18 protein-coding genes are annotated in these 24,632 nt (G+C 72.3%); all 18 read right to left on the bottom strand.

What is annotated here, in order from left to right:
* Positions 1-14: 14 nt before the first annotated feature.
* Complete coding sequence (locus QSK36_RS35120; RefSeq protein WP_183533180.1) at positions 15-365, bottom strand: hypothetical protein; 351 nt, start codon at positions 363-365, stop codon at positions 15-17.
* Positions 366-455: 90 nt separating this feature from the next.
* Positions 456-1,679: a GNAT family N-acetyltransferase gene (locus QSK36_RS35125; protein WP_285785374.1), complete on the bottom strand. Its 1,224-nt coding sequence runs from the start codon at positions 1,677-1,679 to the stop codon at positions 456-458.
* Between the two features lie 18 nt (positions 1,680-1,697).
* Entirely contained in the window at positions 1,698-2,687 is a 990-nt protein-coding gene (locus QSK36_RS35130; RefSeq protein ID WP_183533184.1) for an ABC transporter permease, read from the bottom strand.
* Positions 2,688-2,693: 6 nt separating this feature from the next.
* A complete protein-coding gene (locus QSK36_RS35135; protein WP_285785375.1) occupies positions 2,694-3,641 on the bottom strand; it encodes an ABC transporter permease in 948 nt (315 codons plus the stop codon).
* Complete coding sequence (locus QSK36_RS35140) at positions 3,634-5,256, bottom strand: dipeptide ABC transporter ATP-binding protein (protein WP_285785376.1); 1,623 nt, start codon at positions 5,254-5,256, stop codon at positions 3,634-3,636. The genes QSK36_RS35135 and QSK36_RS35140 overlap by 8 nt, the downstream gene beginning before the upstream one ends.
* A 9-nt stretch (positions 5,257-5,265) precedes the next feature.
* On the bottom strand, positions 5,266-7,122 hold the full coding sequence (locus QSK36_RS35145) for an ABC transporter substrate-binding protein (RefSeq protein WP_285785377.1): 1,857 nt from the start codon (positions 7,120-7,122) through the stop codon (positions 5,266-5,268).
* Between the two features lie 7 nt (positions 7,123-7,129).
* The gene (locus QSK36_RS35150) at positions 7,130-8,293 is read right to left on the bottom strand and encodes an LLM class flavin-dependent oxidoreductase (protein WP_183533190.1); all 1,164 of its coding nucleotides are present in this window, start codon (positions 8,291-8,293) and stop codon (positions 7,130-7,132) included.
* Positions 8,294-8,319: 26 nt separating this feature from the next.
* Positions 8,320-9,558, bottom strand: coding sequence for an acyl-CoA dehydrogenase family protein (locus tag QSK36_RS35155; protein ID WP_285785378.1), 1,239 nt, complete (start codon positions 9,556-9,558; stop codon positions 8,320-8,322).
* A 362-nt stretch (positions 9,559-9,920) separates the two neighbouring features.
* Positions 9,921-10,427, bottom strand: a complete 507-nt coding sequence (locus QSK36_RS35160; RefSeq protein ID WP_183533194.1) for a flavin reductase family protein — start codon at positions 10,425-10,427, stop codon at positions 9,921-9,923.
* Positions 10,424-12,187 (bottom strand): dipeptide ABC transporter ATP-binding protein, encoded by a 1,764-nt coding sequence (locus tag QSK36_RS35165; RefSeq protein WP_285785379.1) that lies wholly within the window; start codon positions 12,185-12,187, stop codon positions 10,424-10,426. Before QSK36_RS35165 ends, QSK36_RS35160 begins: the two co-directional genes overlap by 4 nt.
* Complete coding sequence (locus QSK36_RS35170; RefSeq protein ID WP_285785380.1) at positions 12,184-13,089, bottom strand: ABC transporter permease; 906 nt, start codon at positions 13,087-13,089, stop codon at positions 12,184-12,186. Before QSK36_RS35170 ends, QSK36_RS35165 begins: the two co-directional genes overlap by 4 nt.
* A gap of 7 nt (positions 13,090-13,096) precedes the next feature.
* Positions 13,097-14,047 carry an ABC transporter permease gene (locus QSK36_RS35175; protein ID WP_285785381.1) on the bottom strand — a complete coding sequence of 317 codons (951 nt, stop codon included), beginning with the start codon at positions 14,045-14,047 and terminating at the stop codon, positions 13,097-13,099.
* A 15-nt stretch (positions 14,048-14,062) separates the two neighbouring features.
* Positions 14,063-15,676 (bottom strand): ABC transporter substrate-binding protein, encoded by a 1,614-nt coding sequence (locus QSK36_RS35180; protein ID WP_285785382.1) that lies wholly within the window; start codon positions 15,674-15,676, stop codon positions 14,063-14,065.
* Between the two features lie 33 nt (positions 15,677-15,709).
* Entirely contained in the window at positions 15,710-16,777 is a 1,068-nt protein-coding gene (locus QSK36_RS35185; RefSeq protein ID WP_285785383.1) for an LLM class flavin-dependent oxidoreductase, read from the bottom strand.
* A gap of 67 nt (positions 16,778-16,844) precedes the next feature.
* Positions 16,845-18,122 carry an NtaA/DmoA family FMN-dependent monooxygenase gene (locus tag QSK36_RS35190; protein ID WP_285785384.1) on the bottom strand — a complete coding sequence of 426 codons (1,278 nt, stop codon included), beginning with the start codon at positions 18,120-18,122 and terminating at the stop codon, positions 16,845-16,847.
* Between the two features lie 15 nt (positions 18,123-18,137).
* Positions 18,138-19,367 (bottom strand): acyl-CoA dehydrogenase family protein, encoded by a 1,230-nt coding sequence (locus QSK36_RS35195; protein ID WP_285785385.1) that lies wholly within the window; start codon positions 19,365-19,367, stop codon positions 18,138-18,140.
* Between the two features lie 567 nt (positions 19,368-19,934).
* Positions 19,935-21,002: a hypothetical protein gene (locus QSK36_RS35200; RefSeq protein ID WP_285785386.1), complete on the bottom strand. Its 1,068-nt coding sequence runs from the start codon at positions 21,000-21,002 to the stop codon at positions 19,935-19,937.
* A 5-nt stretch (positions 21,003-21,007) separates the two neighbouring features.
* Positions 21,008-24,565, bottom strand: a complete 3,558-nt coding sequence (locus QSK36_RS35205; RefSeq protein WP_285785387.1) for a WD40 repeat domain-containing serine/threonine protein kinase — start codon at positions 24,563-24,565, stop codon at positions 21,008-21,010.
* Positions 24,566-24,632: the final 67 nt, after the last annotated feature.

Below are 24,632 nucleotides of genomic sequence, written 5' to 3' on the forward strand. Positions count from 1 at the left end.
TCGGACGCAGGGGCTCAGCCGCGGGTGACGCTGACGCCGCCGAAGACGCTGTAGTTGCGAACCCGGATTACACGCCCGGAGGGACCAGGCGTTCCCGGCTCCACATGGCGTCCGCCGATCAGGCTGAAGCCCTCGACCTCCACCGTGACGTCGGCGGGCACCCGCAGCCGTACGCCGCCCGCGATCGAGATCTTCGTCACCGAGGTGACCGGCGCGATCTCGGCGTCGCTCAGGTCGAGGTCGGCTCCGCCCACGGGGGTGAGGACGACCGTGTCCGCGGGCATCCGCCCCGGCCCCCGGCGCTTCAGGCCGCCGAGAAGGGAGATGTGCCAGTCCGTACGCTGCGATGAAGGCGTGTTCGTCATGACCTTCACGGTACGGATCAGGCGATGTGGCGATAAGTGCCGCGCGTCGTGTCCTGACCCGTGACACCCGTCATATCCGCAGCTCAGCCCTCAGAAAAGCGTGCCGGAAAAGGGCGATGCGTCCGTGTGGAACAGCTCCTCGGCCGCCTCCAGGGCGCCATCGCTGTGGACGGTCACGCGTCCGGCCCTGGCGTGCTGCCACCAGCGGGAACCGCCCAGGTAGAGGGCGGCCAGGGTGGCGACGTCCACGGAGAGATCGGCCCCAGAGAGATCCGCGCGTCCCTCGGTCCTGGCGACCCCGCGGGCGCTGATCAGGTAGGTCCCGGTGTTGCCGGGCAGCAGGTCGTCGGTGACGGCCAGGACGATCGAGCCGGGGCCGCGATAGTCGCGCCGCGCCAGTGCGGCGGGCACGTCGACGAGGCGCAGCCAGGTTTCGTCGCGGACGGAGACCGTACGGACGGCGCGGTCGTCGGTCAGCAGCAGCGGCAGCGGGTCGTCCGGGGCGGTGAACGGCAGGATGATCCGGTCGACGAGGTCGAGGCCGAGCAGCCACCGGATCAGCCCGGCGTACGCGTCAGGTGTGGCGGCGACGAGGTCGTCGACGACGATCGCCCGGTCGCGGCTGGTGAACCACTCCGCCGTGGCGGCCGGGTGGTAGCGGACGAACCCGTCCTCCGAACCGTCCTGTCCGTGCACGGCGACGTAGGCGGGGCCGGGATCCGCGGCCTGCCGCTGCTCCTGCTGCCACCACCAGGAGGCGGGCCGGCCGATCGCCCCGGTCCAGGCCGCGGCGGACTCGTAGATCTGGGCGAGCGTCTTCCAGGAGGACGCGGGGTCGGCCAGCCGGACCCGCCCCCCGGGCGGCACGGTCGCGCGGAGTGTGGCCTGCCTGCGGAACACCTCCCGGCGGGCGGCCGACCCGGCGATGCCGTACCCGAAGCGCTCGTAGATGACCGCCTCGGAGGCTCGCAGCGTGGCCGCGATCTCACCCCTCGCGGCGGCGTCCGCGAGCTGGCGGCGCATCAGCGCCGTCACGATGCCCCTGCGGGTGTGCGTGGGCAGCACGCCCACGTGCGTGACCGCGGCGTGCGGGACCCGCACGCCGCCCGGCACGACCAGCGTGCTCGCGTAGGAGTCCGCGGTGCCGACGAGCTCGGTCCCGTCGAAGGCGCCGAGGGTGCGGCCGGGTTCGAAGAACCGGGTGACGTCGGTTCCCGCCGGCAGGGGCGGCAGGCCGAGGAGGGCGGTGCGGAACGTCGCCGACGCCGCGAGCAGGTCGTCCTCCCCGCTCAGCACGCGCACGTCGAAAGTCATGTCTTCTCCTTCACAGGGTCAGCGGGCGGCGGGATCGCGCAGGCGGGTGACGACGTCGACGGCGAACGTCGAGACCACGAAGATCGCCGCGGCGAGGATCGTCGTGCCGATGACGACGGGGAAGTCTCCGCCGACCGCCGCCTCGACGGCGAGCCGTCCGACACCGTCGAGGCCGAAGATCTGCTCGGTCACGATGGCCCCGCCCATCAGCGCGGCCAGTTCCAGCCCGCCGAGCGTGATGATCGGGTTCAGCGCCGCGCTGAGCGCGTGGCCGAAATGCACCCTCCGCTCGGTGACGCCCTTGGCCCGCGCCGTGCGGATGTAGTCGGCGCCGAGCACGTCGAGCATGTTCGCCCGCACGACCCGCTGGAAGATCCCGATCTCGGCGACGGCGATCGTCAGCCAGGGCAGCGCGAGGTGCCTGGCCCACTCGAAGGGATTCTCGGTGATGCCGACGTAACCGCTGCTCGGGAACCACCTGATGCCGTACGTCGAGAGCGTGAAGTACAGGAAGTAGGACAGCAGGATCCCGGTCAGGAACGTCGGAACGGACAGGCCCGCGTAGGACAACGCGGACAGGATCCGATCCACCCAGGAGTCCGGCCTCCTGGCCGCCGCCACGCCGAAGAGGATCGACAGCGTCATCCAGATGACGAGCGCGCCCAGCGCCAGCGAGAGCGTCACCGGGATCTTCGACAGAATCAGCTCGGTGACCGGCCGCTGCTGCCTGAACGAGTACCCCAGAGCGGGCGGCCAGTTGAAAAAGCCCATCGGCGCGCCCTGGATGTCCGGCCCCCGGTAGAGATAGTGCCAGAGCTGCAGATACCACGGCTCGTCGAGGCGCAGCGCCCGGGTGATGCCGTCCAGGGTCTCCTGGGTGGCGTTGCGGGGCGCGAGCACCGCGGCGGGGTTGCGGTAGGCGACCCTGGTCATCGCGAACGTGATGACCAGCACGGCCAGCAGGGTCGCGAGGGCGCGGGCCGCGTGGCCCGCGATGTGCCTTCTCATCGCCGGCTACCCCTGGGGATCGAGGACGTTGCGGATGCCGGAGCCGATCGCGTTGAACCCCAGCACGGTGACGAACATGGCGATGCCGGGCCCGAGCAGGAACCATGGCTGCACCTGGTAGAGGGACGACCGCTGGGCCTCCGCGATCATGTTGCCCCAGCTCGCCGTAGGCGCCTGGACGCCGACCCCGAGAAACGACAGCGTCGCCTCGGCGAGGATGTTCACGGGAAGCTGTACGGCCCAGTAGACCGCGACCACCGGAAGCACGTTGGGCAGGATCTCCCGCACGATCAGGCGGCGGCGGCTCACGCCGATCGAGAGCGCGGCCTCCACGAACGGCCGGTTGCGCAGCACGACGACGAGCCCGCGGGTGAGCCGGGCGAAATAGGTCCAGGCGAACAGCGAGATCACCAGCACGACGAGCAGCACCGGATTGACGACGGGCTCTCCGTCGCCGCCCCGGTTGAGCGCGACCAGGCTGAGCGCGGTCACGACGAACGGGAACGACAGCGCGACGTCGGTGCCCAGGGACAGAAGCCGGTCGGTCCTGCCCGGGAAGAACCCGGCGACCAGGCCGACGGCCGTGCCGGCGACGAGGGCGAGGGTGGTCGCCGGGATTCCCACCAGCAGGGAGATGCGCGCGCCGTACAGTGTCCGGATCAGCACGTCGCGGCCGTTCCCGTCCGCGCCGAGCGGGAAGTGCGCGTTCGGGCCGATCGGCAGCCCATTCTCGGCCAGGGCCTCCGACCGGAACTGCTGGTCCGGGCCGTGCCCGGTGAGCGCCGCCGCGACCGGGGCGAGCAGCGCCGCCAGCACGACCACGCCGACCAGGATCAGCCCGGTCCTGGCGGAGCTCTCGGCGAGGATCGCCCGCAGCACCGGGAACCGGCGTACGGCCTCCTCCTCGGCGTACGCCTCCGCGGTGAGCACTTCAAGCTGTGTCTCGCTAGACATGCGCCACCCGGCCCGGGATCGAGTCGAGCAGTTCCCGGGTGTACGGATCCCGTGGGTCGTCGAACACCCGATGGACCGGGCCCTGCTCCACCACCCGGCCCTGGTTGAGCACGACGACCCGCTCGCACAGGTCGGCGACCACCCCAAGATCGTGGGAGATGAACAGGAACGACGTCCCGAGCTCCGCGCGCAGCCGCCGGAGGAGGGCGACGATCTGCGTCTGCGTGGTGATGTCGAGCGCGGAGACCGGCTCGTCGGCCACGACGACCGAGGGCTCCAGAGCGACGGCGCGGGCGATGGCCACGCGCTGCCGCTGCCCGCCCGACAGCTGCGCCGGGAGCCGATGCAGCACGGACTGGGGCAGCTCCACCCGTGCGACCAGCGCCTCGACTCTGGCGCGGATCTCGGCGGCCGGCAGATCGGTGTTGACCACGAAGGGCTCGGCCAGCGTCGCGGCGACGGTGCGCCGTGGGTTGAGGCTCCCGTAGGGGTCCTGGAACACGACCTGGACGGCCGGGCGCAGGCTCTTCGGGAGCCGCACGTCACCGGGCGCGTTGTAGACCTCGCCGCGTAGCGACACCGAACCGGCGGTCGGCCGGGCGAGGCCCGCCACGATCCTGCCGATCGTGGACTTCCCCGACCCCGACTCCCCCACCAGGCCGACGATCTCGCGTTCCCGCAGGTCGAACGACACGTCGGTGAGCGCAGTGAACGACTCCTTGCGGCCCGGCCTGCGGTAGCTCATGTGCAGGGCGCTCGCCCGCAGCAGCGGCGTGCTCTCTGCTCGCGGCTCGGACCGCTCGGGCTCGGGCGGCTCCGGTGACCGTACGAGCGCCCGCCCGTGCCGGGCCGCGCCGAGCAGCGCGCGCGTGTACGCGTGCCGGGGGGCGGCGTAGAGCCCGGTCGCCGGCGCCGCCTCGACCACCTCGCCGTCGCGCATGACGACGACGTCGTCGGCGATGTCGGACACCACGGCCAGGTCATGGCTGACGAAGATCAGCGCGGTGCCGTGCGCCTCCTGGAGCCGCCGCAGCAGTCTCAGGATCGACGCCTGCACGGTGACGTCGAGCGCCGTGGTCGGCTCATCGGCGATGATCAGCTCCGGGTTCAGCGCGATCGCCATGGCGATCATGGCGCGCTGGCGCATGCCCCCGGAGAACTGGTGGGGGTGGTCGTCGATCCGGCGTCCGGGGTCCTTGATGCCCACCTCGCCGAGCAGGTCGAGCACGCGCCGGCGCAGCGCCGCCCGCCCCACCCGCTCGTGGGCCGTGACGGCCTCGCCGATCTGGGCGCCGATGGTCTTGAGCGGGTGCAGGTTGCTCAGCGGGTCCTGGAAGACGAACCCGATGTGCCTGCCTCTGATCGCCCGCAACCGGGCCGGGGACAGCCGGGTGAGGTCCGCGCCGCGGAACAGGGCGCTTCCCCGCACCTCGGCCCGGCTCGGCAGCAGCCCGGTCGCGCCCAGCAGCGAGACGCTCTTGCCGGAGCCCGACTCGCCGACCAGCGCCAGCGTCCTGCCGGGCTCCACGGCGAACGACACACCGCGGACCGCGGTGGTCGTCCGTCCGCGCCGCCCGAACGTGACGCGCAGATTTTCCACGGAGAACAGGGCCATGGTGGCTTCCTAGCGTGCCGGGCCGACGGCGATGTTGGTGATGTCGGCCTGGGTCGCCAGCGACGACCAGGTCCAGTTGCGCACACGGTCGGAGGTGATCGCGACCTTGCGCTTCTCGAACAGCGGGATCCACGGGAGGTCGGCGGAGACCAGCTTGTCGGCCTCGGCCCAGATGGGCCCCGGGTCGTCGGAGGGGAACGCCTTCGCCGCCAGCTTGTTCAGCTCCGGGTTGTCGTAGCAGATGGCGTGGACGTTGCCGGTGCCGCAGGGCGCGGCGTCGGAGTCGAGCCAGCCGCCGAGCAGCATCCGCGTGCTCGGCCCCTGCCAGTCGGGTGCGAAGGACGCGCTCAGGAACACGTCCCAGCGGCTCTTCGGGTCCTGCAGGTACGCGCTGGACTGGGCGGGCGGGACGGGGATGAGGTTGAGCTCGATCCCGGCCTTCGCGAGGTCGGCCTTGAGCGTGACGGCGATCGTCTCGAACTGCGCGTTGACGCGGTAGACGGCGTCGAGCTTGAGCCCGTCCGGGTACCCGGCCTCGGCGAGCAACCGCCTGGCCTTCGCGGGGTCGCCGGCGTCGCCCGGCGTCGGGTACGGGTCGAAGTCCTGGTGGCCGAGGATCGTCGTGGTGATGATCTGCCCCAGGGGCCTGGCCGCGATCTTGCCGCCCTGCGCCTGCACGAGGTTGGCCTTGTTCACGGCGTACGCCAGGGCCTGCCGCACCTTGAGCTTGCGCAGCGCCTCGGCGCCGGGCGAGGTCGCCTCCGGCCGGGCGTTGATCGTGATGAAGTTGGCCGCCCCGCTGTCGGAGGAGTGCAGGTAGGGGCTGTTGCTCGCCTGGTACTGCTGGATCGTGGACAGCGGCGGCACGTCGAGGTAGAGCGACAGGTCGGCGTCGCCGGACTGGATCTTCTGCACCACCGCGTCCTCGCTGTTGGTGGTGAAGTCCACGACGATCTCGTCGACGTACGCCTTGCGCGCCGGGTCGCCCGCGTGGTCGTAACCGGGGACCTTCTTCAGCACCAGGCTGCGTCCCGGCTCGTACGAGGCGATCTGGTACGGCCCGCTCGAGGGGTAGTTCTTGCGGAACTCCAGCGAGTCGCCGACGTACTTGGAGGCGACCTCCTCCGGCAGCGGCGACACGAAGTTCATCGACAGGATGCTGAGGAAGTCGTAGTTCTTCGTGTCCGAGCGCAGCACCAGCGTCTTGTCGTCGGGCGCGGAGACGCCCGGGATGTCGTGGCTGTCGATGAACGCCTTCGACGTGGCCGGATCTCCCGGGGGCACCTTGGCGAACTTCTCGCAGTAGTCGCGGAAGCCGGAGAAGGCGAGCTGGAAGTAGTTGATCGCGGCGACCTGCTTGTTCGGGTCGCAGAACCGCTTGATCGCGTAGACGAAGTCGCCCGCCACGATCTCGCGGGTGGACGAGCCCGAGTATTTGATGCCGTCGCGCAGGTGGAAGGTGTAGGTCTTGCCGTCCTTGCTCACGTCCCACGACTCGGCCAGGTCGGGCACGAGCGTGGTGTCGTCCTTGATGTCCTTGGCGCTGCCCGGGTAGGTGACGAGCTGGCGGGTGAGCGCGCGGATGATCTCCCAGGAGTCGGTGCTGTACCCGGTGAGGGGGTCGAGCGCGTCGAGGTCGGACTGCAGCGACGCGATGCGCAGCGTGCCGCCGGCGGCGGGGGCCGCGGCCACGTCACTCGCGCCGCCGCTCGTGCCGCTGTCCATGCCGCTGTTCGTGCCGGCGCCTCCCGGCGGAACCGGGCCGGCGCAGGCGGCCAGCAGGGCGGCGCACGCGGACGCGGCGAGCAGGGAGAGGAGCGGCCGGCGTTCGCGGAGCGTCTTCTTCACGGTGGTTGTCTTTCGCACGGAGTTCTCACAGAGTCGGGCGGACGGGGTCGTCCGCCTTCGGTGACGCCAGCAGTCCCCGGGACCGGAGCACGGCGCCGGCGCCCTCGGCGAACCAGTACGCCTCCTCCAGGTGGGGCTGGCCGGAGAGGATGAAGTGGTCCAGGCCGAGCGCGTGGTACTCCTCGATGCGGTCGGCGACCTCCTCATGGCTGCCGACGAGGGCGGTGCCCGCGCCGCCGCGCACGAGGCCGTAGCCGGCCCACAGGTTCGGGTAGACCTCGAGCCTGGCCGGGTCGCCGCCGTGGAGTTCGTACATGCGCCGCTGGCCCACCGACTCGCTGCCGGCGAAGTCCTGCCGCAGCGCGGCGATCCGCTCGGGGGTGATCCTGGAGAGCAGCCGGTCGGCCTCCGCCCACGCCTGCGCGGAGGTGTCTCTGCTGATGACGTGCAGACGGATGCCGAAGCGCAGCTCGCGCCCCTCGGCCGCGGCGAGTTTGCGCATCCGCTCGAGACGCTCGGCGATCTGGTCGGGCCGTTCGCCCCAGGCGAGGTAGACGTCCGCCTGCCGGGCCGCCACCCGCTCCGCGGCCGGGCTCGCGCCGCCGAAGAAGATCTCCGGGCGTCCCCACGGCCCGGCGTCGACGCGCGCGTCCTCGATCTGGAAGTGCTCGCCCGCGAAGCTGAACGTCTCGCCCGGCGGCAGGCCGGTGACCCCGCGCAGCACCGCGAGGAACTCGTCGGTGCGGGCGTAGCGCTGGTCGTGGTCGAGGTGGTCGCCGAAACGCCGCTGCTCGGCGGAGTCCCCGCCGGTCACGATGTTGAGCAGCAGGCGGCCGCCGGAGAGGCGCTGGAACGTGGCGGCCTGGTGCGCGGCGAGGGTGGGCGAGAGCAGCCCGGGCCGGAACGCGACCAGGAACTTCAGCCGCTTCGTCACCTGGGTCAGCGCGGCCGTGCTGATCCACGCGTCCTCGCACCACAGACCGGTGGGGGTGAGCACGGCCTCGTAGCCGAGCTGCTCCGCCGACCGGGCGATCTGGCCGAGGTAGTCGACGCTCGGCGCCCGGAAGCCGTCGGCGACGGCGCCGAGCGTCTTCTGCGAGCGGTCGCCAGAGCCGACGATGTCGCGGTTGTCGCCGTTCGTGGGCAGATACCAGTGGATGCGGATGGGGCGTTCGGGGTCGTGACTCATTTTCTCCGTCGTTCCGTTCCGCGCCGTCACGAGTAGTAAGTCGGCTCGGGCGACCGGCCATTGAGGGCGAAGTGACCGATTTCCAGCAGCTTGTAGTGGGCGGGGTCGTGCAGCGTGTGCGTCCGTACGTTGCGCCAGTGGCGGTCCAGCCCGTACGCGCGGGCGGTCGAGCGGGCCCCGGTCAGCTCGAAGATCCGCGAGGTGACCTCGAGCGCCACCTCGGTCGAGTGGACCTTGGACTGGTAGGCGGCCACGGCCGCCCGGCCTCGCTCCTCCTCGGTGAGGTCGCCGCCCCGGTCGATCGCCGCCTGGAGCAGCTCCCCCGCCTTGTCCGCGAGCGCCACCGCCGACTCGGCCAGGACCCACAGCCGGCCGTACCGCTCGACGACGAGGGGATCCTCGCCCGCCGCGGCGGCGCCGGAGGTGAGCCACGGCCGAGACCTGGTCCGGGTGTACTCCAGCGCCTCCTGCAGGGCGCCGAGGGCCGCGCCCAGGTAGAGGTTGCCGTAGGCGAGCTGGCCCTGCGGGACCTGGAGCGTCTCCTGGGGCGTCGGAGGGGTGTCCGGGTGCGTGTAGCCGAGCAGGTCGTCGGCCGTCACGCGGACGTCGCGGAGGGTCGTGCCGCCGCTGACCGTCAGCCGCTGGCCGAAGTTGTCCCAGTCGCCGTGGAACTCGATGCCGTCGGCCGGCGAGCGGACCGCGAACCGGCCGACGAGCCCCGACACGTCCACGCCGCCGACCACCGCGCCCTCGCCGAACCGCACCCAGACGATCAGCGTGTCCGCCACCGCCGCGCCGCTGGTGAACGGCTTGGAACCGGTCAGCAGGAAGCCGTCGCCGTCCGGCGTGGCCACGACCAGCGGCTCGTACGCGGCCTGGGCGACGGCCGCCACGAACCAGCCCTCCTCGATGATGCCCTTCGCCCAGCGCTCGGCGAGCGCGCGCCCGCCGCCGAGCCCGTCCCGGCTGCCCAGGAAGTGGAAGGCCGCGAGCTGGGCGATCGAGGTGTCGGCCGCAGCCAGGGCGCGCACGATCCTGAGGACCTCCTCGTAGGTCGCGCCGCCCCCGCCCAGCTCCTCGGGAACGTGGACGGCGAGCAGGCCGGACCGGCGCAGCAGGTCGATCTCGGCGACGGGGTCGGCGCCGGCGATGTCGCGCTCGGCGGCGTCGGCGCGCAGCCGGTCGGCCGCCTTGAGGGCCGCCTCGCGCCATTCCTCGAAGCGGCCGGAGCCGGAACGCGGGCGTATTTGATCGATGATGCTCATGGGATTCCTTGCGGTCGTGCGTGGGGACGTACGGACGGCCGTGCCGCACGCGGAGAGCCGGCGCGCTTCGCGTCGCAGGGTCGCGCTCGCGCGGGGACGAGCGGCCGGACGACGGGAGGATCGCATCGCGACAGGAGACAGGGGCGAGAGATGCGGGCGGCCGCCGAAAACGGGAGGTGCCGCGAGAGGGCCGTAGGGAACGCGCCGCCGGGCGCCGGCACCCGGCGGGAGAGGTCAGGACTGGCGACAGAGGCTGGCGGCGAGCCGAGCGAGATCGACGTAGTGCCGCACAATCAGCACTTTCCCTACAGACATAGTAGGAAATTAGCAGAAACCGGCATTCGGCGCAAGAGCGCTCGCGGTCAGTCGTGCGGGCGGAAACTGCCGAACCGGCCCTGGTGATACAGCAGCGGACCGCCGGCGCCGTGCACCGTCGCCTCGACGACCAGGCCCACCACCAGCACGTGGTCGCCGATGCCGGTCGCCGAGTGGGGCCGGCAGATCAGATGCGCCGACGCGTCCTCGAGCAGGGGCGCCCCGAACGCGCCGGGACGCCACCGGGTGGGCGGGGCGAACCGGTCGGCGCCCTTGCGCGCGAACCTGGCGGCCAGCTCGCCCTGGTCGCCGGCCAGCACATTGACGGCGAAGTGGTCGGCCGACCGGATCGACGGCCAGGTGCTGGAGCCCTGGTCCACGTAGAAGGAGACCAGCGGCGGCGCGAGGCTGACCGAGGAGAACGACGTCGCCGTCAGTCCCGCCGAGATCCCCTCGTTCTGCGCCGTGACGACCACCACCCCGGCCGCGTGCGCCGCCAGCGCCCGCCGGAACAGCCCTCCGTCCACCGCCGGACCCCGCAACGTCTCGGTCATTGGTCTGCCTTTCCCGCGACCGCGTGGCCCCGTATGCCGCGAATCTCGCGACGGTTCTCGTCATTGATCGGGAGCACCGCGTCGAGCAGCGCTCTGGTCACCGGGTGACGGTCGGCGGCGGACAACTCCTCGGCGCGGAAGGTTTCGAGGAGGACCCCCTGCTCCAGGACCCCGACGCGGTCGCACAGGAGCTCGACGATCGCCAGGTTGTGGCCGATGAACAGATAGGTGAGATCGAGTTCTTCCCTCAGGTCCAGCAACAGATTGAGGATGTTCGCCTGGGTGGACACGTCCAGCGCCGACGTCGGCTCGTCGAGGATCAGCAGGTCCGGCTCCAGCGCGAGCGCGCGGGCGATGCCGATCCGCTGCCGCTGCCCGCCGGACAGCTCGTGCGGATACCGGTGCAGGGAGGAGGACGGGAGCCCGACGAGGTCGAGCGCCTCGGTGGCCCTGGCCCTGCCCGCGGCGCGTGAGGCGGCCTTGCCGAGACGCAGGAGCGGACGGCTGATCTGTTCGCCGACGGGCACCCGGGGGTTCAGGGAACTCGTCGCGTCCTGGAACACGAACTGGAACCGCGGCCGCAGCCGCCGCAGCTCCGCCTTCGACAGCCGCGCGATGTCCCGGCCGTCGAAGACGATCTCCCCCGCGTCCGCCTGCAGGAGGCCGCCGATCAGCCGCGACAGCGTCGATTTGCCGGACCCGGACTCCCCGATGAGACCGAAGACCTCGCCCCGCCCGATGTGCAGCGACACGTCGCCTACGGCCCTGAAGCGCCGCTTGTGCTGCCCGGTCCCCAGGCCGCCGACCACGAACTCCTTGCTCACGTTCCGCAGGGTCACCAGCGGGGGCCCGGTGGGCCGGGCGTCGCGGTCATCGTCGCGGGGCTCGGCCACCGCGCCCGCCGGGCGGTCCCCGCCGGCCGGGCCGAGGCGACGGGGCAGGTTGCGCTCGGCCAGCCGGAACCGGGCCCCGATCTCCGGGACCGCGCGGATCAGCGACCGGGTGTAGGCGTCGGCCGGCGCGGTGAGCACGCGGTCGCGCCGGTCCTGCTCGACGATCCGGCCGTCCTTCATCACCGCGACCCGGTCGGCGGCGTACGAGACCACCCCGAAGTCGTGGGTGATGAGCAGCAGCGAGCCGCCGGTCCCTCCGGTCACGCTCGTCAGCAGGTCGAGGATCTGCTTCTGCACGACCGCGTCGAGCGCGGTGGTCGGCTCGTCCGCGATCAGCAGGGCCGGGCCGGACAGGCTCGCGAGCGCGATCATCACCCGCTGCCGCATTCCCCCGCTCAGCTCGTGGGGGTAGGCGGACAGCACCCGGGCCGCGTCGTCGATCCCCACGTTGCGCAGCCACGTCTCGGCGATCTCGTGCCGCTCCCGCTTCCCGGCGGCCGGGCGGTGCAATCCGATGATCTCTTTCAGCTGGTTGCCGATCCGGAAGGACGGGTCGAGGGAGGCGAGGGGGTTCTGGAAGATCATGCCGATCTGCGAACCGCGGAACCTGGTGACCGACGACCGGGTGGAGGTGAGCACCTCCTCGCCGTTCAGGGTGATCGACCCCGACGTCACCACCGCGTCGTCCGGCAGCAGGCCCAGGATCGCCGAGGCCGTCAGGCTCTTACCGGCGCCGGACTCTCCGACGATCGCGAACGTCTCGCCGGGCCGGACGTCGAAGGTGACCTCGTCCACCACACGCTCGGCCGCGGGTCCACGCCCGAACCGCACCGACAGCTCCCGCACGCTCAGCAGTGCGCCGGTCATCGTCCCGCCCTCCTTCGGTGGGGGTCGAAGACGTCGCGCAGGCCGTCCCCGAGCCAGTTGAAGGCCAGGGCCACGACGAGGACCACGAGCCCCGGCAGCAGCGCGGGGTACACGTTCCCGCTGATGATGACCTTGGCGCCCTCGGAGATCATCCGGCCCCAGTCCGCCGTCGGCGGCTGCACGCCGATGCCCAGCGCGCTGAGGCTGGAGGAGAACACGATCATCCCGCCGACGAGGCCGGTGCCGTACACCACGATCTGGGCGAGGACGTTCGGCAGCGCCTCGCGGAACAGGATCGAGAAGAACCCCGCGCCGAGCGATCTCGCGGCCTCGACGTACTCGCGGCCACGCTGGAGCTTCACCTCCGCGAAGACCACCCGGGTCACGTACGGGACGGCGGAGAACACGATCGACAGGACGACCACGGGCGTGCCGGGGCCGAGGATCACCGCGAGGACCAGCGCGATGATGATCACCGGGAAGGCGAACATGACGTCCACCGTCCGCATGATCAGGCCGGCGGTGCGGTCGCCGGAGAAGCCGGCGACGAGCGCGAGCACGCTGCCGGCGACGGTCGACGACAGCGACGCCGCGAGCGCGACGACCAGCGAGGTGCGCCCTCCCCAGATCAGCCGGCTGAGGATGTCCCGGCCCAGCTCGTCGGTGCCCAGGAGATGCCCCGGCGCGCCGACTCCCAGGTATTTGACGCCGCCGTCCGCCAGGTCGGGGTCGTACGGCGCCAGCACGGGGGCGAGCAGGCTGACGAGGACGAAGCCGGCGATGACGAGCAGCGCGACCGTCACCTGCGCGTTCACGCGCAGCCGGGAGCGACGCCGGCGCGGCGCCGTCCCCTTGAGCGGGTTCGGCAACCGGGTGCCGGGAGTTGCCGTGAGAAGCACCATTTCCGGCCTACCTCCTCAGCCGTGGGTTGAGAGCGTCCACCGCGATGTCGGTGAGCAGGTTGACCAGGAGATAGCAGAGCGCCACGAGGATCACGCCGCCCTGGATGAGCGGGTAGTCCTTCCCGTTGACCGCATTCACGAGTTGGGTGCCGATGCCGGGCCAGTTGAACACGCTCTCCACGAAGATCACGCCCGTGATCAGGGTGCCGATCTCCAGGCCGATGATGTTCACCACGGCCGGGAGGATGTTGCGCCCGATGTGCTTGCCGACGAGCCGCCGGCGCGGCGCCCCCTGGGAGGCGAACGTGCGGACGTAGTCGCTGTGCGACTCCTGGACGATGCCGAGCCGGGTGAACCTGGCGAGCACGAGCGTCGAGATCAACGCGGCCGACAGTCCCGGCAGCACCAGATGGGCCAGCAGGTCGCCGAAGCCGCCGCCGTTCCTCGACTCCATGCCGCTCGTCGGGAGCCAGCCCAGCCGCAGGGAGAAGATCCAGATGAGGATCAGCCCGAACCAGTAGACCGACAGGTTGCTGCCGGTCTGGACGAACAGCATCGCGAAGCGGTCCAGGAACCCGCGGTGGCTGGTCCCGGCGACCACGCCGATGGCGACGCCCAGGACGGCACAGATCACGACCCCCGCCGCGGTGAGGATCAGGGTGTTGGCGAAGTTCGGCAGGAGGATGTCGAAGACCGGCTGGTTCTGCACGATCGACATCCCGCCGCCCGCGGTGAACAGGTCCTTCACCCACTTCACGTACTGCTGCCACAGGGGGAGGGTGAGGCCGTACGACGCGCGGATGGCCTCGACCTGCTCCGGCGTGTGATCCCGCGCGAACTGCGCCTCGATGGGGTCCCCGGGCGTCAGCCGGCCGACCAGGAAGGTCAGGGCCGACACCACGAGGAGCACCGGGACGATGTTCAGCGATCGCCACAGGATGTGCTTGACGGTTCCCATCGCCGTGATCGGGCCTCAGCCGGCCAGCCAGACCTTGGTCAGGTCATACCAGTTGGTGGCCGCGTAGACGAAGCCCTGCACGTTAGGGCCGAGGGCGTAGTACCTGGTCAGCGACACCGCGGGGATGGCGATCGCGGCTTCGCGCGCCTTCTTGTCGGCCTCCTTCCACAGCTCGATCCGCTTGTCCTGGTCCGTGGCGTACCGCGCCTTGTCCAGCGCCTTGGTGATCTCGGGGAAGTCCGCCGGTACGAGGCCCTTGACCGCGATGTTGGTGTAGTAGACCTGGTAGAGCCATTCGGCGTAGCTGCCGCCGTACTCGTCGATGCTCAGGCCGTCGTCCGGCTCCGGCTTGCCGAAGGCGCGGGCCACGTAGCTCGGGCGGTCGAGGGTGACGACCTTGACGTTCACCCCGATGCCCTTGAGCCGGCTCTGCAGCCACTCGGCCAGGTTCTGGTTGGCGACGTCGGCGACGATGGTGAAGCTCAGCCCGCCCTCGCCGTAACCGGCCTCCTTCAGCAGGGCCCTGGCCGCCTCGGGGTCGTAGTCGAAGTCGCGCGCGTCCGGGTCGTAGGCCTCGTTGCCCGGCGGCTCCAGGGAGTGCAGCGGGATCGCGTTGCCGTTGTAGACCTCCTTCGCGAGCTTGTCGCGGTCGATGCCCTGGATGACCGCCTGCCGTACGCGCTTGTCCTGGAACGCCTTGTTCTTGAAGTTGAACGTGAAGTAGAGGAAGGCCGCGCCGTGCCCCTCCGGCACCTGGAATCCCCGGGACTCCAGCGTGCTCACGTCTTCGGGCTGGACGTAGCTGATGATGTCGGCCTCGCCGCTGAGCAGCGTCGCCAGCCGCGTCTGGTTGTTCGGGATGACGCGGAAGACGAGCTCGTCCAGGTTGGGCTTGGGGCCCCAGTAGTTCGGGTTCCTCTTGAGGACGATCCTGTCGCCGATCGTCCGGGAGACGAACGTGTACGGCCCGGTGCCGCTGGGGTGGTCGGCGAACCCGTCGTTGCCGTACTTCTCCCAGGTCGCCGGATTGCCGATGGTGAGGGTGCTCATCGACTGGGCGAGGATCCTCGGGAACCCCAGGAAGGGCTTGGAGAACGCGAACTCGTAGGTGTGGTCGTCGACGACCCGGCCCTTCACGAGGTCGCCGAACCAGGCCGCGAGCCTGGCCGCGCTCGTCTTGTCGTAGAACTTGTACGCGGGGTCGGAGACCCGGCGGACGTTCTTGTCCACGGACTCCGCGGTGAAGTCCGTGCCGTCGTGGAACTTGACGCCGCCGCGCAGGGTGAAGATCCACTTCTTGCCGCCGTCGGACGCCTTCCAGTCCGTGGCGAGGGCCGGGAGGAGCTTCGTCGGCCCCTTCGCGTCGGACAGGTCCTCCTTCACCAGCCCCTCGAAGATGTTGCTCGAGACGCGGTAGGTCTCCCAGTAGCCCTGCCGGTGCGGGTCGAGGGCGAGGGGCTCCAGATACAGACCGCTCACGAGCGTGCCTCCCGCCGTGGGCGTCCCGCTCCCCCGCGACCCTCCGGCGGCGGTTCCGCCGTTCGCGCCGCCGCAGGCGGCCAGCGTCAGGGCGGTCAGGAGTGCGACCGCTCCCACGACCGCCGACCGGGCGTGCTTGACGAATTTCATGAGGTTTTTCAAGACGTTCCTTTCGAGCGCCGTCTAGAGCGCGGGCTGAGGCTCCGGAGCCGGGAAGACCGGGCGGGCGCCGGCGAGAAGACGGGCGGGCTTCGGCAGGGCCAAGCGGTCGCGCAGCGTCGGCCCATCCGCCGCGCGCACGACCCCGAGGTCGGCGAGGCGCGGGACGAGGCCGTCGACGATCTCGGCGACGTCCGCGCCCACGCCCGGCCGCAGGAGGATGCCGTCCACGCCCTCGCGGGCGGCCGCCGACTCCACCGCCGCCACGAGTGCGGCGGCGTCGTGTCCGCCGGGGACGGTCACCTGGACGAACAGCAGCGGACGACGGCCGTCCTCGGCGAACCGGGACGACGGGGCCGCGTCGAGCGCGCCGACGGCCTGACCGATCAGGTCCTGGCCGGGCAGGTCCGGGTCGTCGCTGGCGAGCACGACCAGATCGGCCACCTCCCCCGCCGCCGCCACGGCGGGGACGGAGTCCGCGTACCAGGCCAGGACGGGAGAGCCCTGCGCGGTCGACGGCACGGTGAGCGGCCCGGCGATGTCGAACACCCCTCGGTGGTCGACGTGCGCGATCTGCTCGGCCCGCGCGAAGATCCGGCTCTCGCGGTCGGCGACGATCGACTCCTGCGGCCAGCTCTGCCAGAGCTTCTGAACGGCGACGGCCACGTCGCGGGTGGTGCCGACGCCCAGGGGCGCGCCGTCGGTGAGCCCGGCGCCTCCCCACGCGGTGTCCCCGGGCGCATACCCGTCGCGGACGCCGAGGATCAGGCCGGATCTGCCTCCGGACAGGTGGTCGAGGGAGGCGACCCGGCGCGCCAGGTTGTACGGGTGGTCCCGGTGCGGGGCGGCCGCCGCCAGGAACGCGGTTCCCGGGGCGTGCGTGGCGAGGAAAGCGGCGGCGACCGTGGGCTCCACGGTCACGCCGGCGGGCGCCGAGCCGTCGATCCTGTCGATGCCGGCGACGACGAACGCCGCCCCCGTGCCGTCGAGCCGGGACGCCGGCCCGGGATCCGCGATCAACGCGGCCAGGTGGTCTCCCCCGAGCCCGATGGCCAGGTAGGTGGAGGTTTCTGTGGTGGTGCTGTCACCCATGTGCGGGTCTCTCTGGTGATGTGCCGATGTGGTCGAGTGCCGGCATGTGGTCAAGAGCCGGCGGGGCTCAGGCCGAGGCGGCCCTGAAGTGCCCGCGGAGAGTGTCGGTCGTGTATTCGTGCCGGAAGAGGCCGCGCTTGCGCAGGAGCGGGACGACCTCGTCGGCGATCACTTCGAGGCCGTCGGCGAGGACGTCGGGCTGGAGGTTGAACCCGTCGACCGCGCCGGACCGATACCAGTCCTCGATGTGGTCCACGAGCTGCTCCGGCGTGCCGACGAACCCGCTGTGCCCCGACCCGGTGTACCTGGTCTGCCGCAGGTACTCGCGTACGGTGGGATCGGTCGCCCGGATCTGCTCGTGAATGGACTGCCGGAAGCCGATGCTGCCTCCGGCGGAGGCGGGGTCGACGATCGCGGCCAGGACCTCTTCGGGGAACTTCGCGTCGAGATTGAGCGTCGAGACGTCGTATCCGATCGCCTGCGAGAGCCACTGGACCGAGTAGGACGCCGGGCCGAGGTCGTGGAGGTCGTCACTGCGGCGCCGGGCCTCCTCCTCGGTGCTGCCGAGGCTGAGCAGGAGCCCGGGCAGGATCTTGACGGAGTCCGGGTGGCGGCCCGCCTCGGCCGCGTGCCGCTTCACCTCGCGGTAGTGCGTGATCGCCCCCTCCTTGGTGAGCTCGGCGGCGAACACCCCTTCGGCCCGCCTGCCGGCGAGCGCCCGCCCCTTGGGCGAGCCGCCGGCCTGGAGCAGCACCGGGTGCCCCTGCCTCGAGGGGGGAACGCGCAGCCTCCCGTCGAGGTCGAAGAACTCGCCGTGGTGGCGCACCTCCTCACCGGTCCGCGCCGACTCCCACAGCGCGAGGACGAGCTCGACGAACTCCGCCGCCCGGTCGTACCTGTCGTCCCGTGCGGGGATCTCCGGGAGGCCGAAGTTGCGGGCGGCCGACGCGTCGCGCGTCGTGACGATGTTCCATCCGGCCCGCCCGCCGGACAGGTAGTCGAGGGACAGCAGTCGCTGGGCCAGGTCGAAGGGATCGTTCAGGGTGGTCGAGGCGGTGGCGATCAGGCCGACGCGCTCGGTCGCCACGGCGACGTGGCTCCAGTTGACCGTCGGCTCCAGGCGGCCGGCGTTGGCGTCGTAGGACGGATTCCCGAGCGCCGGCGCGTCGGCCAGGAAGACGGCGTCCAGGGTGGCCCGCTCGGCCACCCGGCCGATCGTCTTCCAGTAGTCGCCGTCGACGAAGGAGTCCTTGTGGAGGAGGTCTGACTGCCACGCGGCCGGCAGGTAGCCCAGCACCAGGACGTTGACCCCGAGGATGACGTGACCCGTGCGTACGTCGGACATCGATGACCCTTCCGTCTACTCGCTCTGACCGGCGGAGATCGCGTAGACCTTGGCCGGGTCGGCGTCGTTCACGTGCCAGTCGCCCAGGATGCGTTCCTTGTAGACACGCGGGTTGTGCGAGGCGAGGGTGCGGGCGTTGCGCCAGTGCCGGTCGAGCAGCAGGTCCTCGGAGACACCGGAGGAGCCCAGGGCGTCGAACACGACGGTCGTGGCCCGCAGCGCCGCATCGATGATCACCAGTTGGGCGCGTGTGGTGGCGACGTGCCCGTCGAGAAGCGCCCGCTTCACCGCCTCCTCGTCGCCGGCGATGCGGGCGTGGGCGATCTCGTCCAGCGTGGGGGTCGAGGCCGACAGCGCGGCCTGCGCGCCGAACGCGTCGGCCGACACCTTGCCGACGACCTGCAGCAACTGGGGATCGTCGCCGGCGTTCTGGGCGAGACCGTGCCCGTAGTTGCGCTTGCGGGCCTTCAGCGCCGCGATGCCGTCGCGCAGCGTCGCCTCGGTGATGCCGGCGAGGATCGCCAGCAGCGCGGTCTGGTAGAAGAGCCCCTGGTAGGCGAAGCGGTCGGTGGCGGGGAAGAGGTGGTCGCCGTCCACCCGGGCCCGCGAGTAGTTCGCGCTGCCGCTCGCCGTGGTCTTCTGGCCGAATCCCCTCCAGTCGTCCACCAGGCTCACGCCGGGCTGGTCCGCCTTCACCAGCGCCGTGGTGGGCACACCGTCGGGGTTGACGGCGAGCACGTCCAGCCAGTCGGCGTACAGGCTGCCGGTGGCGTAGTACTTCGCGCCGCTCAGTAGCCAGTGGTCGCCCTCGGGGACGAGCTTCGTCTGGATGTTGGCGTACGTCCCGTTGTTGGCCTCGGTCCACCCGCCGCCGACGAACTCGCCGTTGAGGAACCTCTCGATCCAGGTGTCCGTCGCCGTCGAACGCGGGGCGTTCAGCCGGTCCTCCACGAACGCCAGGTGGTTGCGCCACACGTGGGCGACGTTCGGGTCGGCGGCGCCGAGCTCACGCAGAAGGTCGAAGGTCTGCCACAGCGACGCGCCGAACCCGCCGAACTCGCGGGGGATGCGGACCGCCCCGAAGCGCGCGTCGATCAGCCATCTGACCTGCTCGTGGGGGAAGATTCGCCCCTTCTCGCGCTCCAGGTTGCCCTCGACGATCTTCTCGAAGACCGGGCGGAACCGCTCGCGCAGTTCCTCGATGTCCGCGGTCGCATGCCGAAGCGAAGACGTAGAACCAGACATGTGCCATCTTTCGTGTCGGAGGCCGGGCAGCCGTGTACGGTCCGGGCCTCTCCGGTGTCACGGAGTAGTGGTCGCCCCGATCAGGCGGAAGCCGCAGGGCAGGGGAAATCGGCCGAGGTCAGCCCGTCGTCGGACGGACGTGTCAGCGGGCGCGAGCCTCGGTCGGGTGGGGGAAGGGTGCCGGGAGCCGGATGGGACCGGCCCGGTGGGACGTGCGGCTGCCGTGCGCCGCGGTGATGTGGTGGTGCGGTGACGCGACGGCCGTCAGCGACAGCGGTTGCTGGTCACGCGCATGTAGTCGACCACGCGGCGGACAGTCAGGGCGACAGATCGGACATATCCTTAATTTCCTACATGCATTGTCGGTTTAGCAACCATGTCTCGCGTATCGAGACGATCTCGACGCCGGAGCCCTCGAAAGTCGCCGACATGCGAAAGGTCGGTGTACCCGTGCACGGGCACACCGACCCGCCCCGAGCTCGAAAAGCGGCCAGCGCCCGGGGATCCGCGCTGGCCGGCGGGCGCTCGCGGGCGTCCTGGTCGCGAGACGCTGCCGGTATGGGCGGCTCAGGTCGCGGTGAGCCTGCGGACCGGTGACTTGCACGACCGGCGCTGCGACGGCGCCTGCGACTCGAAGCGAACCTGCCAGTCGCCCGTCGACGGCACCTTCTTCCGCAGGGTGAACCTGCCGTCGGAACCCGTCGTCGCCGACCCCTGCACGGCGTCGGCGCCCGAGCCCGACGGGTCGAACCAGAGGCGGACGCGCTGCTGGGGCAGCGGATCCCACCGGGCGGGCTGCCCTGCGGGCTGCACCCGGACGAACAATGTGCCGATATGGGTCGCCTTCCTGTTCCGTCTGCCGCTCTTGGGGCTCGCCGAATAGGTGATCCTGGTTTGCGCCCCGGCGGCGTTCACCGCCGAATGGACCTCGGCGCTCCTCGCGGCGGTCGAGCGCACGCGGTCCTCCGCGGCCCTGCGGAACTCCGCCGACCAGAACCCGGACTCGGTCGCCGTCACCGTCGCGTCGAACCGGCCCGACCTGCCGGTGACGACCCGCGCCACCTCCCTGCGGGCGAGCATGTCGTCGGGCCGGAACAGCAGGGCGACCGTCCGGCCGGGAAGACCGCCCCAATCGTCCTTCCCGGTCACCGTCTCCAGGCGGCCTGAGAGGGTCAGCCGATCCCCCTCGTCGACCGGATCCGGGGACAGCTCGAAGCCGTCGATCCTCGACGGCCGCAGCCCCTCCCCGGCCTGGACCTCGAACTCCCGCTCCTCGGTGACGCCACCGGCGCCGACCACGACGCGCCAGGTCCCCGTCGCCGCGTCCCGGCCGAACGCGTGCCCGGCCCGCCACCGCTCCTCGAAGGTCGTGCGCTCCTCGCGCTCGAAGCGCAGTCCGGTGTGGGACCCGTCCGGGGCCACCAGGTCGCCCTTCACCTCGGCGGACGGCCCGCTGGTGACCACCTCGAAGCTCGCCACGACCTGGTCCTCGCCGCCGATCGGGACGGGGTCGGGATCGACCTCGACCGACTCGATCTCCACCGGCTCGGTCTCCACGGGCTCGGTCTCCACGGGGGCGCCGTCGCGGCCGGGCCTTCGCAGGAGCCGCGCGAGCAGGTGGTGGATGATCGTCATGTCGCTCAGCACACCTTCCGGTAGGGCGCCTCCGGCACGAGGCGCCGCCAATCGTCATCTCCCAGGGCGCCGCCCGCCCGCGCGCACACCTCGGCGGCGGCCCGTTCCGGGTCGATCGTGTAGCGCCGCAGCGTCCCGTCCTCCCCGGCGCTGTAGAGGTACCGCCCGTCCGCGTCGAAGGCGAGCGCGAGCACCCGGCCGGTGTGGACGGCGTACGGCAGGCCCAGCGGCGACCGCGTGCCGGCGTCCCACAGGCGGACCTCCCCGCTCGTGCCGCCGGTGGCGATCAGCCGCCCGTCGGGCGAGTAGGCGAGCGCCACGACGTCGTCGAACCGTCCCTCCTCGGGCGCGAGCGTCCCCGTACGCCGCAGCGTGCGGGCGTCCCACAGGCCCACGCCGGCCTCGTGGAAGCCGGTGGCGATCACCGAGCCGCCGGGGCTGAACGCGATCGACCGCACCCCGTCGAGGACGGGCCCGAATGGACGGCCGGTGACCGTTCCGGTGGCCAGGTCGACCAGGGCGGCGTCCCGCCCGCCGATCGCGAGGACCCGGCCGTCCGGGCTGACCGCCATGACGTCCCATCCGCTGCGGCGCGGGACGGGAATCTCCGCGCCGCGGGCGAGGTCCCACACCCGGACCGGCTCGTAGTCCTCCGCGACGGGTGCCACGGCGAGGACTCCGCCCCCGACCGCCAGCCCGCCCACCGAGCCGGCGCCCGCGACCGGGACGCGGCGAAGCGGGCGGCCGTCCGGCACGCTCCAGAGGCTCACCGTCGCGGCCTCGCCCGCCGCCTCGCCCGCGGGAACGGAGGCGAGCGTGTGGACGTCGGGGAAGGCGAGCGCCCCGGCCGGTGTGCCGCCGAGCGGCGGCCCGAGGCGGATGTCCCTGGCCGGATCCCACAAGAGCGGCCCTTTCCCGTCCGGCGAGACGGCGAGCGCCCGTGCGCCCGGGGCGAAGGCGGCGGCGACCGCCGACGGGGACACCGCCGTGGAGCGGGCTCCCGCCCCGGCGTCCACCGTGGCGACCCTGCCGCCGCTCAGCAGGTAGCGCAGCACCGGGCCGCCCGCCGCGCCGGTGGCGACCCTGATGTCCGGCATGCCGGTGGTGTCCCCCGGTGTGGAGTAGGCCAGCAGGCCACCGCCGTCCGCGCTCCACAGGCCGGCGCCGGTGCGGTCGAAGGTCAGGACGAGCCTGCCGCCGTCGCCGTACGCGAGCCACACGGCGGAGGCGCCCTCCAGGACGGTGGCGCGGCGGCGGCCGGTGGACAGGTCCCAGAAGCCGACGTTCCCGCCGTGACCGACCGCGATCGTGCGGCCGTCGGGGCTGAAGGCGACGGCGTCCCCCCTGCCGCCCGCGGGGGCGGGAAGGCGCCGCGGGCCGTGCGCACGCCCCGCGACCGGCTCGTACAACCGATACCGGCCGTCGTCCAGCAGCACGGCCGCGTGCCGCGCGGAGACCACGACCCCCTCGGCCCGCTCGTCGCGCACGTCGAGGAGTGCGACACCGCGAAGGGCGTCCCAGACCTGGCCCCGATGACCGGGCGCGAGCACGGCGAGGCGCCGGCCGTCCGGGCCGAACGTCATCTCCAGTGCGCCGTTCCCGAACGCCGGCCCGAGCGGACGGCCGGTGGACAGGTCCCACACGCGCAGACGGCCGCCGTCGGAGACCGCGAGGCGGCGGCCGTCGGGGCTGAGCGCGACGGCGTCGGGGTCCGGTCCGATCCCCTCGGCGCCCCCGGCCACGCGGTGGGCGGCCACCTCCCACAGGACCGCCCGGCCGGCGTCGGCGACGGCGAGCAGCCGGCCGTCCCCGCTCAGGTCGAACCGGGCTCCGGCGGTGACGGGCGGGGGCGGGTCGATCCGCCGCAGCGGCTGGGCGAGCGAGCTGTAGAGGGCCGCCCGCGCCTCGGGCACCCCGGCCAGCCGCCAGGCGGCCACGCTCAGCGCCATCGCCCGGGTGGGATCGGACGAGCGCGAGGTCTCGGCCAGGGCGGCGAGCCGCCGGGCCACGGCCACGTCCCGCTGCCGCTCGGCGGACGACTTCAGGTTGAGGGCCAGCCCGGCCGAGGTCGCCGCGACGGCCACGAGCACGGCGAGCGCGGCGGTGAGGCGGCGGCGCCGCCGGGCGCGGACCTGGCCGAGGGCCCGGGACGCGTCGAGGAACGCCTTCTCGAGCGTGTTCAGCGTGACGTGATGGCGCGCGGTCGCCGCCCAGCCGAGCGCCGTCTCCAGCGCCGTCCCCTGGTAGAGGTCGCCGGGACGCCGCCCGTGCAGGTCCCACGTCCGGGCGGCCTCGGTCAGCGGCCGCTGCACCCGCAGGCCCGCCCGATCCGCGTCGACCCACCCGCGCAGCCGTGGCCAGGCGCGCAGCAGGGCGGTCGCGGCGAGCGCGACCGTCTCGCCCTCCCGGACGACGAGGTCGGCGCGGGCGAAGCCCGACAGCACCCGGCCGGCCGTCTCCCGGTCGACCACACCGTCGAGGAGCTCGTGCTCTGGCACCGGCCGGGGAAGGTCGTCGTTGCCCTCCCCCGGCGCGACCATGCGCAGCAGGATCCGCGGCACCAGCGCCTGGTCGGCCGGGACGAGCGCGCCGTACACCTCCTCGGCCACGGCCGCGAGGGAGGGCGGCGCTACGGCCCTGGAAGGCCCGAGACCCTCGGCCGTACGGGTGCCCTCCGCGAGCAGCGCCTCGCCTCGCGGCGACGGGTGCCCGAGCAGCGTCGCGAGGAGGGTGTCCGCGTCCGGTCTGGCCTCCGGGTCCTTGTCGAGCGCGCGGGCCACCAGGCCGCGCAGCGGCTCCCCCAGCGCCGCCAGGTCCGGTTCGGCCGCCAGGATGCGGTGCAGCAGGGCCGCCACCCCGGTCAGCGCCTGCCCCGCCGCGCCCGGACCGCCGCCGGGTACGGGCAGACGGGCGGCCCCCTCGCCGAACGGCTCCCGGCCGGTGGCGGCGAACAGCGTCACGGCTCCCCAGGCCCAGATGTCGACGGCAGGGCCCGCCCGCGCCCCGAGCACGCTTTCCGGAGCCATGAAGGCCGGTGTGCCGGCGACGTGCCCGGTCGTCGTCAGCGACATGTCGGCGGTCCGCGCGATGCCGAAGTCGATGACCCGCGGGCCTTCGGGGCCGATCAGCACGTTGTCCGGTTTGAGGTCGCGGTGGACCACCGACGCCCCGTGGATGGCGGCCAGCGCCGTCGCGATGCCCGTGGCGAGACGGTGCAGCTCCCCCGGTCCGTACGGCCCGTCCTGCGCGACCGCCGCGCGCAGGCTCGGCCCGGCGACGAACTCGCTCACGATGTACGGCTGGGGGCCCTCCAGGTCGGCGGCGATGACCCTGGCCGTGCAGAAGGGCGCGACCTGCCGCGCGGCGGCGACCTCCTTGGCGAAGCGCGCCCTCGCCCGCGCGTCGCCCGGCCCGCCCGCCGGGCGGAGGACCTTGACGGCCACCCGGCGGCCGGCCTCGTCGTAGGCCTCGTACACGACGCCCTGCCCGCCCTCGCCCAGGCGCCCGGCCAGCCAGTAGCCGCCGAGCCTGCGCGGATCGCCGGGGAGCAGGACGGTCGCCATCCAGACCTCCCGCCAGCCGGAGACCGCATGCCCCGATCGTGCTACGGGGATCCGGTGCCGCCAAGAC

The organism is Microbispora sp. NBRC 16548, from assembly GCF_030268985.1.
Classification (GTDB): domain Bacteria; phylum Actinomycetota; class Actinomycetes; order Streptosporangiales; family Streptosporangiaceae; genus Microbispora; species Microbispora catharanthi.